11 protein-coding genes are annotated in these 13,166 nt (G+C 40.1%); 8 read left to right on the top strand and 3 right to left on the bottom strand.

Going from position 1 to position 13,166, the window contains the following annotated elements:
- Positions 1–18: 18 nt before the first annotated feature.
- Entirely contained in the window at positions 19–837 is an 819-nt protein-coding gene (locus tag WG954_RS10735; protein ID WP_340436306.1) for a DUF2705 family protein, read from the top strand.
- Positions 837–1,373, top strand: coding sequence for a hypothetical protein (locus WG954_RS10740; protein WP_340436309.1), 537 nt, complete (start codon positions 837–839; stop codon positions 1,371–1,373). Before WG954_RS10735 ends, WG954_RS10740 begins: the two co-directional genes overlap by 1 nt.
- Here WG954_RS10740 and WG954_RS10745 read toward each other — a convergent pair.
- On the bottom strand, positions 1,370–2,281 hold the full coding sequence (locus WG954_RS10745) for a TIGR01777 family oxidoreductase (RefSeq protein ID WP_340436311.1): 912 nt from the start codon (positions 2,279–2,281) through the stop codon (positions 1,370–1,372). The genes WG954_RS10740 and WG954_RS10745 overlap by 4 nt on opposite strands.
- Before the next feature lie 108 nt (positions 2,282–2,389).
- Here WG954_RS10745 and WG954_RS10750 point away from each other — a divergent pair, with 108 nt between their 5' ends.
- From WG954_RS10750 to WG954_RS10770, 5 genes are all read left to right on the top strand, one after another.
- Positions 2,390–3,934: a hypothetical protein gene (locus WG954_RS10750; protein WP_340436312.1), complete on the top strand. Its 1,545-nt coding sequence runs from the start codon at positions 2,390–2,392 to the stop codon at positions 3,932–3,934.
- Positions 3,935–4,037: 103 nt separating this feature from the next.
- A complete protein-coding gene (locus WG954_RS10755; RefSeq protein ID WP_340436314.1) occupies positions 4,038–5,027 on the top strand; it encodes a hypothetical protein in 990 nt (329 codons plus the stop codon).
- Positions 5,028–5,066: 39 nt separating this feature from the next.
- A complete protein-coding gene (gene purQ / locus WG954_RS10760) occupies positions 5,067–5,741 on the top strand; it encodes a phosphoribosylformylglycinamidine synthase subunit PurQ (RefSeq protein WP_340436316.1) in 675 nt (224 codons plus the stop codon).
- A gap of 111 nt (positions 5,742–5,852) precedes the next feature.
- Entirely contained in the window at positions 5,853–6,311 is a 459-nt protein-coding gene (locus WG954_RS10765) for a protein-disulfide reductase DsbD domain-containing protein (RefSeq protein WP_340436318.1), read from the top strand.
- Positions 6,312–6,359: 48 nt separating this feature from the next.
- A complete protein-coding gene (locus tag WG954_RS10770; RefSeq protein WP_340436320.1) occupies positions 6,360–8,315 on the top strand; it encodes a protein-disulfide reductase DsbD family protein in 1,956 nt (651 codons plus the stop codon).
- Positions 8,316–8,407: 92 nt separating this feature from the next.
- Here the strand turns inward: WG954_RS10770 and WG954_RS10775 are convergent, their stop codons facing one another.
- Positions 8,408–8,989, bottom strand: coding sequence for an RNA polymerase sigma factor (locus WG954_RS10775; RefSeq protein ID WP_340436322.1), 582 nt, complete (start codon positions 8,987–8,989; stop codon positions 8,408–8,410).
- Between the two features lie 323 nt (positions 8,990–9,312).
- On the opposite strand from WG954_RS10775, the gene uvrA reads away from it, so the two are divergent.
- Positions 9,313–12,171, top strand: a complete 2,859-nt coding sequence (gene uvrA / locus WG954_RS10780; RefSeq protein ID WP_340436324.1) for an excinuclease ABC subunit UvrA — start codon at positions 9,313–9,315, stop codon at positions 12,169–12,171.
- Here uvrA and WG954_RS10785 read toward each other — a convergent pair.
- Positions 12,168–13,166, bottom strand: a complete 999-nt coding sequence (locus WG954_RS10785; RefSeq protein WP_340436326.1) for a T9SS type A sorting domain-containing protein — start codon at positions 13,164–13,166, stop codon at positions 12,168–12,170. The genes uvrA and WG954_RS10785 overlap by 4 nt on opposite strands.

Consider the following 13,166-nt stretch of genomic DNA (forward strand, 5'->3'; position numbering starts at 1 on the left):
ATCAATTTAATTATCTGTATGTCTAATTTATTAAGAACAGAATGGCTTAAACTAAAGAACTATCCCGGTTTTTGGTGGCTCATGGGGATGACTGTTTTATCGTACCCTGGCATCAATGGTATGTTTTATTTTGTCTACAAAGATCAAACAGCGAATGCTAAACAGGCCGCACAAATGTTGAAAATGCTGTTGGGCAATCCCTTTGCATTTCCTGAAGTGTTCAGAACTGCGGCATTTTTATCTTCATGTTTTGTTACGGTTCCTGCTCTCCTGGTGATCATGCTTATTACCAATGAATATACCTACAAAACAAACCGCCAGAATGTGATTGATGGCTGGAGCAGGAATGAATTTCTTCTTGCCAAGTTTTTTAATGTAGTTATTATTTCTCTGATAGTAGTAACGCTTTACAGCATTGTAGCATTAACCATCGGGTTTATTAATACAGGAGCCGATGTGAAAGATAAATTCCAACTGATAAATTATATTGGCTTGTTTGCTTTGCAGACTTTTGCTCAGCTGTCATTTGCATTTCTATTAGGTCTACTTATAAAAAGAGCATTCATTGCGTTGGGCGTTTTTATTTTTTATAAAATTCCTGTCGAAAATATTTCGGCGGAGTTGCTGAAAAAATATGTGCACCCGGAAGCTGGTCGTTTCTTGCCCACAGAATCATCTGATTTGTTAACACCAGTGCCCGCTTTTCTCGGCAGGCTCGATCCGAAAGTATACGATCATTCGCTTAGTATTATCAATCAGCAGGTATTTATTACAATTGGCTACTTGTTAATTTTTTGGGGAATGGTTTTCTGGATCTATAAAAAGCGTGACCTTTAATGCAGATGAAAAAAATTACAACCATATTTGTCGTATTACTTATTTGTGCTGCATCAGTTCGGGCCCAGAATGTGAGCACTGTTATTAAAACGGAAGCATTGAAAATGGCAAAAGCGCTTGGTTCCCTGGATATGGAAACCTATGCTACGTTTATGTATCCTACACTTGTAGGCGATAATGCTTCAAAGGAAAAAATAAAGCAGGGTATAGATTCGGTGAATAAATACCGTGAGCAGTTTGGCCTTAAAGTAAAACAGATATTGATCGGCAACCCATCTGCTGTGCAAACACATAAAGGCATCATGCAGTGCACTCTGCCGCAAACAACAACTGTTGAAGCATTGATGGGAACGCTGAGTCTTGAAACAACATTGATCGGGTTATCAAACAATGGAACCAAATGGTACTTTGTTGATGCAATGATGTACAAGCAAAAAGATTCAAAAGAAAAATTACCTGAGCTGAGTCCTGCCATTGTTATTCCGCCCATGAAGCCACCGGTGATGACAGGTGCAGATGGCAAGAAAATTAATTAAGCGATCAATTCGTTTAATGCAGAATTGAGCGTTGGATACAGGAATTGAAAACCACTGTTCCTGATCTTTGCTGCACTTACTGTTGCACTTTTCAATACTTCAATACTCATCTCGCCCAACATTACTTTCAATGCAACAGATGGAACAGGCATTGTAATAAATGCACGGCCTTTCATTTTTGTTGCAAGTGCCAACGTTAGATCTTTATTTGAAACAGGATTTGGGGATACAGCATTAAATACACCATTCAACTGATCATTCTCCAATGCATATTCATACATGCGTACAAGATCATTGATGTGTATCCAGCTCACAATCTGTTTGCCACTGCCCAGTACTGCAGCTAAACCAAACCGGAGCGGTTTCTTAAATTCAACTAATGCACCACCATCATTACTCAATACAATTCCCGTGCGGAGTTTTACTAAACGTTTGCCAAGTTTTTTAACGGGTTCAATGCTTTGTTCCCATTCTTCACAGGTAATACCAAGAAAATCCTGATAAGCAGGATCGGTTTCAACAAAAGCATTTTTTTTATCTGGGCCATACCAGCCAATACCCGATGCACTTACCACAGCCTTTACCTTATTGGGAATTTCATTCACAGCTTTTACAATGAGGGCGCTGCCATCTACCCGACTTTTCCTTATCTCTTCTTTTCGTTTGGTTGTCCAGCGTTTATCAGCCACACCTGCACCCGCCAGATGAATGATGTAATCTGTTTCTGAAATAGCTTTTTGATCAATGGTTCCGTTTTCGGGGCTCCATTGCCGATAGGTGACAGATGGCTGATTACTGTTTTTTGCGGAACGGCTAAGGACAATAATGGCATGACCTTTGGCCGATAAATATTTTGTTAGTGCATTGCCAATTAAACCTGTTCCGCCAGTTATACAAATTGTTGCCATGAAAAGTTTATTGTTTTTTGTTAATCGTATGTAATTTAATTTTTAACGGCATCTTTATACGAAATGTTCGCTTTCAACGTAATTTTAAGAAGTAATATAATGAGAGATATGAAGATCTTAAAGACGATAGTACCAGCCATAATACTTTTGCTTGCTGTTTTTTCTGCAAAAGCGCAACGTATCTATTACTCCGAACCTGATCGTGACGATCTGCGTCAGCTCAAGTTTGAAGTTATGGGTAAATATGGCAGCAATTATCTTGTTTATAAGAGTATACGCAGCCGCCACTTTATTGCCGTTTATGATGCAGAGATGAAACAGAAGGACAAAGTTGAGCTTGATTTTATTCCAGACAGGGCCATTAATGTTGATGTTTTTTCGAATCCTGAACATTCGATGGTGATCTATCAATACCAGAAGAAAAACATTGTTTACTGTATGGGTGTGATGATAGATGGTAGCGGGAAGAAAATTGGTGAACCGCTTGAACTTGACACAACGCAACTGAGCATTTTCAGTGATAACAAGATCTACAGCACTATCATGAGTGATGATAAACAAAAGCTCATGGTATTTAAAATGAAGAACAGGCAACGGGATGATTTCAGTATTCAAACATTGTTGCTTAGTCATAACCTGATGCCGTTGCGCAAGTCATCATTCAACTATCATCTTGAAAATTCAAGAGAAGCCATTGCAGATTTTTATCTTGACAACGATGGTAATTTTCTTTTCAGCCATGTTACTCGCCCCGCTTCGAGAGATTATATCAATGAAGCAAAGCTGGTGGTATTGCCTGTGTATGCCGATTCAATTAAATCATTTAAACTCACACTAGATAAAGTATTGCTTGATGAGTTAAGAATTAAAGTTGATAACCTGAATGGCCGCTATATACTTACGTCACTTTATTCAAAATCAAAGCGAGGAAATATTGATGGCTTATTCACCGCCATCATCAATAAAGATCTTTCAGGAACTGATATTGAAAGGACAGTTGAGTTCAGTGATGAGTTCCGTGCATTGGCGAAGGGTGACAATTCAGCAAAACTTGCCTTTAATGACTATTTCCTGAAACATCTTGTGGTGAAAAAAGATGGCGGTTTACTCATCACGGGTGAAAATACATATGGTAATGCAAGAGGCGGAGGGTTTAACCGTTGGGATAATCCTTGGATGTGGGGCAACAGTTTTTATCCCGGCAATTATTGGGGTTGGAACCCCTACAACAACTGGGGCTGGGGTGGTTATGGCGGTTGGAATTCTCCTTATGGTTGGAATAACAGTCAGCAAACGAGGTATTATGCCGATAATATCATGGTGATCTCTCTTGATAAAGATGCCAATATGCAATGGAACAACGTGATCGCTAAATCGCAATTTGATGATAATACAGATAATATGATCAGCTACCAAGTGATGAACAGTGGTGCCGAGTTATTGTTTCTGTATAATGAGTGGAGCAGGCGTTCTCCGCTGCTTAATGCACAATCACTCGATCCTAACGGAAGGGTAAATAAAGAACCGCCATTAAAAAGTCTTGACAAAGGGTATGAATTTATGATCCGCTTCGGTAAACAGGTTAGCGCAAGAGAAATGATCGTTCCTTGTCTGTATCGTAACTCATTCAGCTTTGCCCGTATTGAATTTTAAGCTTTGATTTTTCTAAAAGAGTACCGTAAGTAACTGCTTGCGGTATTTTTTTTGGTGATATGAATTTCTTTCGGAATGTTTGTGCCGCAAATCAATTAGCACTGTGATTCGTTTTTTCTCCGGCAATAATCCGCTGAATGTTATTATTCTGTTTTTCTTAGGGCTTCTTATTAAGTTGCCTTACTTCATTACGCCGGTTATTCCAAAGCCGCAAGTAACGGATGGCTTTCTCTATATTGAATTACTGAAAACATTACAGCAAAGTGGTGCGGTGTTTCCTGTGCTCTACAGCATCATTGCATTTGTGTTGTTGTTTACTCAAGCTATTACATTCAATGGTTTAGTAAACGATCAGAAATTGTTTGCAACACCCAACTACCTGCTGGCACTATCCTATCTCGTCATTACCAGTGTAGTGCCTGAGTGGAATGTATTATCACCGGCACTCATCATCAATACTATTCTTGTTTGGGCATGGCCACGAATGGTGGGGTTGTATAATCATCCCAAACCAAAAACCGTATTGTTCAACATTGGGTTTGGTTTTGGTCTTTGTTCGTTCTTTTATTTCCCTTCAGCTTACCTGTTGCTGCTCTTGATTGTGGCGCTCATTCTTTTCCGTCCGTTTTATTTAACTGAGTGGTTGATTGCCATTCTCGGCATTCTTACCCCATTTTATTTTTTACTCGTTTACTTTTTTGTGTGGGATAAGTGGGAAATGGTGAAAGGAGTAGTGCCCGCTCAATACCTGCGTTTACCCGATGTGTCATTTAACTGGGAGTTTTGGGTGAAATTCTGTCTCGTGGTATTTCCACTGGTGGTAGGCTTGTTGATGAGCCGTACTTATTCCACCCGCTTGTTGGTGCAAACCCGCAAGAGCTGGAATTTCATGATCTTTTACCTCATTATTTCCCTGTTCATTCCGTTTGTGAATAGTTTCCAGGGGCTTACCCATTGGGTGCTGGCAGTAGTACCCATCAGCCTTTTTCATGCGGCTTTTTATTTCTACCCCAAAAAGAAAACTTTTCCAGAGCTTGTTTTTTGGCTTAGTCTTGTTTGGATCATAGCAAATTATGCAATCCTGAACAGCTAAATCGGCCTCAATCCTTACCTTTGCGTTTTCCTTTTAATTATGAAATTTGGTATCGTAGTTTTCCCCGGCAGTAATTGCGACAGAGACATGCAGGACTCCCTGCAAAATGATATGAACCAGGAAGTGGTGATGCTCTGGCATAAAGACAAAGACCTCAGCATGTTTTCAACCGACGACTGTATTGTATTGCCCGGCGGATTTTCCTACGGCGATTACCTACGGTGTGGCGCCATTGCACGTTTCAGCCCCATGATGGAAAGTGTGATTGCTTTTGCCAACAAAGGCGGAAAGGTGCTGGGTGTTTGTAACGGTTTCCAGATCTTGTGCGAAAGCCATTTGCTCCCTGGTGCTTTATTGCGCAATGCCAATCAGAAATTTATTTGTAAGAATATTTATTTAACAGGCGAAGGTGGTTCGGGTTTAAAAATTCCGATCGCACATGGCGAGGGCCGCTATTTTGCCGACGAAAAAACGCTGGATGAATTAGAAGCTAACGACCAGGTGATCTATCGATATTGCGATGAGAGCGGACTTATCACAGCTGAGGCCAATCCAAACGGTGCTATTCGCAATATTGCGGGTATTTCCAATAAAGAAGGGAATGTGTTTGGTATGATGCCTCACCCTGAACGTGCTACAAGCGCTATTTTGGGCAATACCGATGGACGTAAAATTCTCAATGCTTTGTTAATCAATGCTGCAGTTGCAATCTGATAGAACGGTTAAATCGTAAATGATTTGGTAAAGTTTTTATTTGTGACAAAGCTGACATTTCCGTAAACGATTTGGTGGCATCTTTGTAATTGAAACAGAAAGTACAGATCCATGGAAAAATTTATTACAACTATTGGTTTACTATTCATTTCAGTTGCTTTGTTTGCGCAAAGCGGCAGCAAGGTGAAATGGGACTACACCGTAAAGAAACTGGCGGATAAGAAATACGAGGTGCGTATGGTGGCGAACATTCAGCCAGGCTGGCACTTATACAGTCAAACACAAGGAACTGATGCTATTGCATTACCAACCACAATTACATTCGCTAAGAATCCACTCCTTGTGGTGAGCGGAAAACCAAAAGAAGTGGGTAAAGTAACTGATGCATTCGATAAAGCCACACAATCACGTTCACGTTTTTATTCTAATAAAGTAGAATTTGTTCAGGTTGTTATTGTGAAATCAAATGTAAAAACTTCGCTTACAGGCGATGTAGAATTTATGGTTTGTGATGATAAGCAATGCCTGCCTCCAGATAAATCAAAATTCAGCGTTAAGTTAGAAGGATAAAAATTGATCCCGTCTTATACAAGACGGGATTTTTAAACTCTGTTTGTCATGAGGTTATTTTTACGCACTGCTTACTTTGTAATCATTTCTTTATTGTACAGCAACTTATCAACTGCACAGGATTCAAGTTTCGTGCAGTGGGAGGTAAGCAGTAAAAAACTAAGCGATACTGAATACGAATTAGTGTTCAAGGGTAAAGTAAAGCCCGGTAAATTTTTATACCTGTTTACAAAAGATGCTGAAGGACTAGATTCAATTGCAGTTAAGTTTACTGATAGTGCAATTTTGAATAATGGCTCCATGCAACTGCTGCAAGGCGGCAGTTCATTTACTGATCCTGTTTTTGATAACAAGAATGTGCTGATTGCAAAACAGGAAGTAACACTTTCACAAAAAATAAGAATTGATGGTACAGTTCCGGCATTATTAAAAGGAACGCTTGTTTATGCAACAGGTGCTGTGGAAGAATTTTTGCCGGCACAGGAATTTGCATTTGATGTAAAGCTGGAAGGAGGTGTTGCTCAAACTGCACGTATCAAGATCAATTCAATTGATTTAAATAACACCGCCAGTGATTGTGGCGATGAAGGAACAGAAGGTAAAAGTTTGTGGGGCATTTTTCTGTTGGGTTTAGTGGGAGGTTTCATCGCATTACTTACACCCTGTGTGTTCCCATTAATTCCATTAACTGTATCCTTCTTTACGAAACGTAGTGGAAGCAGGGCAAAGGGTATTCGTAATGCATTGCTGTACGGCTTCTTTATTTTCATTATTTATATTTTATTAAGTCTGCCGTTTCATTTGCTCGATCAAACAGATCCGGAGATACTGAATAATATTTCAACCAACGTTTGGCTCAACATCATCTTCTTTGTCATTTTTGTAGTGTTTGCCATTTCGTTCTTTGGTTATTTTGAAATTACATTGCCAGGCAATTTTGCCAATAAAGCTGATTCAAAAGCCAGTGTTGGAAGTACTTTCGGGATCTTCTTCATGGCATTAACGCTGGCCATTGTGTCGTTCTCCTGTACAGGCCCAATACTTGGTTCGTTGTTGGCAGGAGCGTTAACAAAAGATGGCGGGGCCATTCAATTAAGTTTTGGAATGGGCGGATTTGGGTTAGGATTGGCTTTACCATTCGCTTTGTTTGCGATGTTCCCTAACTGGTTACAATCATTACCAAAGAGCGGAGGTTGGTTAAATACCGTGAAAGTAGTGTTGGGCTTTTTAGAACTGGCGATGGCGGTGAAATTCCTGAGCAACGCTGATTTGGTAAAACAATGGCACCTCTTACCACGTGAAGTGTTCATTGGTATTTGGGTGATCATTGGTATTTTACTGGTGATGTATCTGTTGGGACTTATCCGCTTTCCGCATGATGATAAGAAGATCAAGATTGGCGGTATCCGCTGGACGCTCATTGCTTTGTTTGCAGCTGCAACTATTTACTTGATTCCTGGTGTTACGAATACAAAATGGGCAAACCTGAAACTGATCAGTGGATTTCCTCCACCATTATGTTACAGTGTGTATTCGCACCCGGTGAATTGTGAAACTTCGTTGGAACCATTGCGTGATTATGAAGAAGCATTAGCCCTGGCCAAACAGCAGAACAAACCATTGCTCATTGATTTTACCGGCTGGGCATGTGTGAACTGCAGGCGGATGGAAGAAAATGTATGGACGAATCCTGATGTGCTGGAGCTGATGAAGAATAAGTTTGTGGTAGTGTCATTGTATGTTGATGAACGTAAAGTGTTGCCTGCTGCGCAACAGCAAACCTTTACCACAAAAACAGGAGGAAAGAAAGAAATTGTAACAGTGGGCGATAAGTGGGCAACTTTCCAGAGTGAAAACTTTAATGCAGTAGCTCAACCTCAATATGCAATTATCGGTTTAGATGAAACAGCGCTGACAAGGACAAAAGCTTATACACCAAGTGCGGAAGAGTTTAAGTTGTGGTTGGAATGTGGGTTGGAAGCATTTGCTAAAAAGGCTAAATAGTTTTCCGAACGATGAAAGGATTATAAAAATAAAACCCTCCGCATAACGGAGGGTTTTCTGGTTTTGTCAGGTTCTCTTAAAGGAAATGATTTTTACAGAGCGATTTGTTTTTCTGTCATCATCTTACGCATATTGATGAGCCCGTAACGCATACGACCTAATGCAGTGTTGATGCTGCAGTTGGTGAGCGAAGCAATTTCTTTAAAGCTCAGATCAGCGTAGTGACGTAGAATGATCACTTCACGTTGTTCTTCAGGTAACAGATCCAGCATCCGGCGGATACGGTCATAACTCTGGTTTTTCATCATCTTTTCCTCAGCATTTTCATTACTGAAATTGAGTACTTCGAAAATATCATGGTTATCACTTGTCTTAATTGTTGGTGTTCGCTTTACCCTGCGGAAATGATCCACGCAAAGATTGTGTGCAATTCGCATGGCCCATGGAAGGAATTTTCCTTCTTCGGTATACCGGTTGCCACGTATGGTATCAATTACTTTAATGAACATATCCTGGAAAAGATCTTCGGCCAGGTATTTGTCCTTCACAAGTAAGAATATGGAAGTGTAGAGCTTGTCTTTATGACGCAGCACTAATGTTTCCATGGCTTCAGCCTCACCGTCTTTAAACAGGTGGACGAGTTGTTGATCGGTAAATTGTTGATACAGATGCATACACTTCTACGGTTGATGGTTTTCAATAAAGGGTTTCAGCTAATAAGCAATACTGAAATAATTGTGTAGAAGTTTGATGCTATAGGCGAAGAAATTTGGGTTTCTGATTTGAATATTGAATTTCAGAATAAAAATAACAGAAATACTTCAACTTTCCAACATTCAGAATTATTTAACGTATTACCCCGCAGCGTGCTAATAGTATTTTTCCGAAGCTGTCAAAGAATCTCGGACAGCCTTTTTCAAGAATGTGCAGAACCTTTTCCGTTTCTGTACTACATCTTTTAGTTTTCAAATTGTTAATCAGCTAAATTTGTTTCTCTATGGGTACAGCGGTAAAAAAGAAACAGATCGATCTTTCGGGTCCAATAAAGAAAGATGATATTTATATAAAGGGCGCAAGGGTACATAACCTTCGGAACGTATCGGTACATATTCCTCGTAACAAGCTTATTGTGGTAACAGGAGTATCGGGCAGCGGCAAATCTTCCCTAACTATTGATACGCTATATGCTGAAGGTCAGCGACGTTATGCCGAAAGCTTAAGTGCTTATGCCCGTCAATTTCTCAACCGGATGAACAAACCTGATGTGGATTACATCAAAGGATTGTGCCCTGCCATTGCCATTGAACAAAAAGTGATCACCCGCACTCCAAGAAGTACGGTGGGGAGCATGACGGAGATCTATGATTATCTCCGCCTGTTGTTTGCAAGGGCTGGTAAAACAATTTCACCTGTAAGTGGCAGAGAGGTAAAGAAAGATGATGTTGCTGATGTGGTAAAGGCTGTTCAGAATTGTAAAGAAGGTGCAAAGATCCTGCTACTGGTAAAATTTCCCATGCATGCAAAACGAAGCATAAAGGAAGAATTGAACATTCTCCTGCAAAAAGGCTTTACCCGAGTATATAAGAAAAACGAAACAGGTAAAGCTAAATCTGAAACAGGCGAAACGCTAAGCATTGAAGATCTGCTGGAGCAATCGGAAAAAGATTTGAATGCACAATTTGTAACAACAAAGGCCAAGACTGTTATTTATGTTTTGGTTGATCGTTTGATTGCAAAAGAGTTTGATGAAGATGAAATACATCGTATTGGTGACAGTGCCAATACTGCTTTTTTTGAAGGCGAAGGAGAAGTGTATGTTGAAATAGATGGAAAAGAGTTGTTGCATTTTTCAAACAGGTTTGAATTGGATGGGATCAAGTTTGAAGAACCTGTTCCGAATTTATTCTCCTTTAACAATCCATACGGTGCCTGTCCGGTGTGCGAAGGTTTCAGCCAGGTGTTGGGTATTGATGAAGACCTTGTGATACCTGATAAGAGTTTAAGTGTGTACGAAGGTGCCATTGCTCCTTGGAAAGGAGAGAAGCTGGGTTGGTGGAGAGAGCAGTTCATTAAAGCCACAGCTAAAACAGGATTCCCTGTTCATAAACCAATTATAGACTTAACAAAACAGCAATACGATCAACTCTGGAAAGGTGTTGGTACTGCATTGGGTATTGACGATTTCTTTAAAGAAGTTGAACAGAATTTATACAAGGTACAATACCGTGTATTGTTGAGTCGCTATCGTGGACGAACACAATGCACTGATTGCGGTGGCTACCGTTTACGCAAAGAAGCATTGTATATTAAAGTAGGGGGAAAACATATTGGTGAGTTGTGCGAAATGCCAACAAAAGAATTGAAAGTTTGGTTTGATGAATTGCAGTTAAGTGAGTATGATCAAAGCGTTGCAAAGCGAATTCTTATTGAAGTCAAAAATCGAATACAAACCTTATTGCAGGTTGGACTTGGTTATCTTACATTAAATCGTTTAGCAAACAGTTTAAGTGGTGGCGAAAGTCAACGTATTCAATTGACCCGATCATTAGGAAGTAACCTCACTGATTCTTTATACATTCTCGACGAACCATCTATTGGATTGCATCCAAGAGATACTGCTAAGCTTATTACGGTATTAAAAGAGTTACGCAACTTAGGTAATACTGTTGTAGTGGTGGAGCATGATGAAATGATGATGCGTGAAGCAGATCATATTATTGATATGGGTCCGTTTGCAAGTCATTTAGGTGGCGAAGTAATTGCGGAAGGCGATTATGATGCTGTCATCAGCAATAAAAAAAGCTTAACAGGTAAATACCTGAGCGGTGCATTGGAAATTCAGGATTTTGGTAAGCCACGCAAATGGAACCGCAGCATTAAAGTGGAAGGTGCACGGCAACACAATTTAAAAAATATTACTGTTGAATTTCCATTGAATGTTTTGTGTGTTGTAAGTGGTGTAAGTGGTAGTGGTAAAACAACGTTAGTGAAAAATATTCTCTATCCTGCATTGAGTAAACTGAAAGGTGAATTTGGCGACAGACCGGGTATGCACAAACAATTGAGCGGTGACATTGATTCTATTGCACAGATTGAAATGGTTGATCAGAACCCGATTGGTAAAAGCAGCCGTAGTAATCCTGTTACGTACATAAAAGCATATGATGAAATAAGAGACTTGTATTCAAGTCAGCCTTTGAGTAAGATCCGTGGGTTTCAGCCAAAGCATTTCTCGTTTAACGTTGATGGTGGGCGATGCGATGCCTGTAAAGGTGAAGGCGAACAGGTTGTTGAAATGCAATTCCTGGCCGATGTGCATCTAACCTGTGAAGTATGCGGCGGCAAACGTTTTAAAGATGAAGTGCTTGATGTAAAGTATAACGACAAAAGTATTTATGATGTATTAGAGATGAGTGTGGATGAAGCCATTGATTTCTTCCGTGCAGAAAAAGACCTGGTAAGAAAATTAATGCCGTTGAGTGATGTGGGATTGGGTTATGTAAAGCTCGGCCAGAGTAGTGATACATTGAGTGGCGGTGAAGCGCAACGTGTAAAACTTGCTTCGTTCTTAGGTCGTGGTAACGGGCAGGGAAATATTCTTTTCATCTTTGATGAGCCAACTACAGGTTTGCATTTTCATGATATCAATAAACTACTGAAGAGTTTTCATGCATTGATCGAGAAAGGACATTCGGTACTGGTGATCGAACACAATACCGATGTGATCAAACGTGCAGATTGGGTAATTGATCTTGGTCCAGAAGCAGGCGATGGTGGCGGCGAAGTAGTTTACACCGGTTTGCCATCAGGAATGAGCAAAGCAAAAAACAGCAGAACAGCAAAGTATATTGCTTAGTAAATAATCACTGTTTGATCTTGTCTTGTTCCTTTTTCATCTGTAAGTACAACCCTGTATGTTCCTTTTGCTAGGTGACTGATATTCATTTCAAGATTACCTGATGAGGTTTTTTCAAAATGAAATTGCTCAGAGCGGATTGCATTTGAATTGTATAAAGTCACTGTAACAGCTCTGTGCATTTGGGTTGGGTCTACCTGCAAACGCAATTGGGAAGAAACAGGGTTGGGATAAATCGTAAATCCTTTTGTTGAATGGTCTTCAATCTTTTCAGTATTCGAGTAGAAGAGTTCTCCATTATTACCCTCTGCTTTTACACGATAATATGAAATGCCGTAGGTTAAAAAGCTATCTGTCTCGTAATAAGTATTCACCTGCTGTTGGGCAATTGCAGCAGGTTGCTTTCTGACTGCTTTCCAGCTGCGGTTGTCTGTACTTTTCTCTAACGTATATGATGCTATCTGGCTCTCATCACTTACAGTCCAGTTGAATCTTGCTTGTTTCTGATTGTTTGTTTTTGCGGTGAATGATTGAAATTTTACCGGCAGAATACTTAAGGAGAATCCGGCTGGTGATGCTCCTGAATGTCTATCGGAATAAGCAGGACCCACAATTGTTCCATCGGTATTGCCTTTGTACTTCGATACTCCATTTATTTTTATTATTTCAGAGGGGCCCGAACCCGAAATGGAACCTCCGATGTAGACAATGACTTTTGCCGCAATGCCTAATTCAAGTTTACCACCCGAGTTAAAGTCAAGAGTGCCATAAATCTTAATAATAATATCAGGCAGTGAGTTATAGATATTTGTTTTTACTGAAATTGTTACGCCAGCCGGAATAACGACGGTGTCACCATTTTGAGGAACACCTGTAGGTGACCAGTTGCCGGCAACGTTCCATCCCTGACCGCTGTTGTGAATGGCTGTTTTAGTTGTTGCATTTGCCTGAAGAAGGCATGCAAAAAACAGAAGAGTTATGAAAATGGGTTTCAT

The sequence above is a fragment of the Lacibacter sp. H375 genome, assembly GCF_037892425.1.
Classification (GTDB): Bacteria; Bacteroidota; Bacteroidia; order Chitinophagales; family Chitinophagaceae; genus Lacibacter.

Excerpts from the sequence above, each read along its gene's own strand:
- WG954_RS10770 (WP_340436320.1), top strand. The coding sequence starts at position 6,360 with ATGAGGTTATTTTTACGCACTGCTTACTTTGTAATCATTTCTTTATTG.
- purQ (WP_340436316.1), top strand. The coding sequence starts at position 5,067 with ATGAAATTTGGTATCGTAGTTTTCCCCGGCAGTAATTGCGACAGAGAC.
- WG954_RS10750 (WP_340436312.1), top strand. The coding sequence starts at position 2,390 with ATGAAGATCTTAAAGACGATAGTACCAGCCATAATACTTTTGCTTGCT.
- uvrA (WP_340436324.1), top strand. The coding sequence starts at position 9,313 with ATGGGTACAGCGGTAAAAAAGAAACAGATCGATCTTTCGGGTCCAATA.
- WG954_RS10785 (WP_340436326.1), bottom strand. The coding sequence starts at position 13,166 with ATGAAACCCATTTTCATAACTCTTCTGTTTTTTGCATGCCTTCTTCAG.
- WG954_RS10735 (WP_340436306.1), top strand. The coding sequence starts at position 19 with ATGTCTAATTTATTAAGAACAGAATGGCTTAAACTAAAGAACTATCCC.
- WG954_RS10775 (WP_340436322.1), bottom strand. The coding sequence starts at position 8,989 with ATGCATCTGTATCAACAATTTACCGATCAACAACTCGTCCACCTGTTT.
- WG954_RS10765 (WP_340436318.1), top strand. The coding sequence starts at position 5,853 with ATGGAAAAATTTATTACAACTATTGGTTTACTATTCATTTCAGTTGCT.
- WG954_RS10745 (WP_340436311.1), bottom strand. The coding sequence starts at position 2,281 with ATGGCAACAATTTGTATAACTGGCGGAACAGGTTTAATTGGCAATGCA.
- WG954_RS10740 (WP_340436309.1), top strand. The coding sequence starts at position 837 with ATGCAGATGAAAAAAATTACAACCATATTTGTCGTATTACTTATTTGT.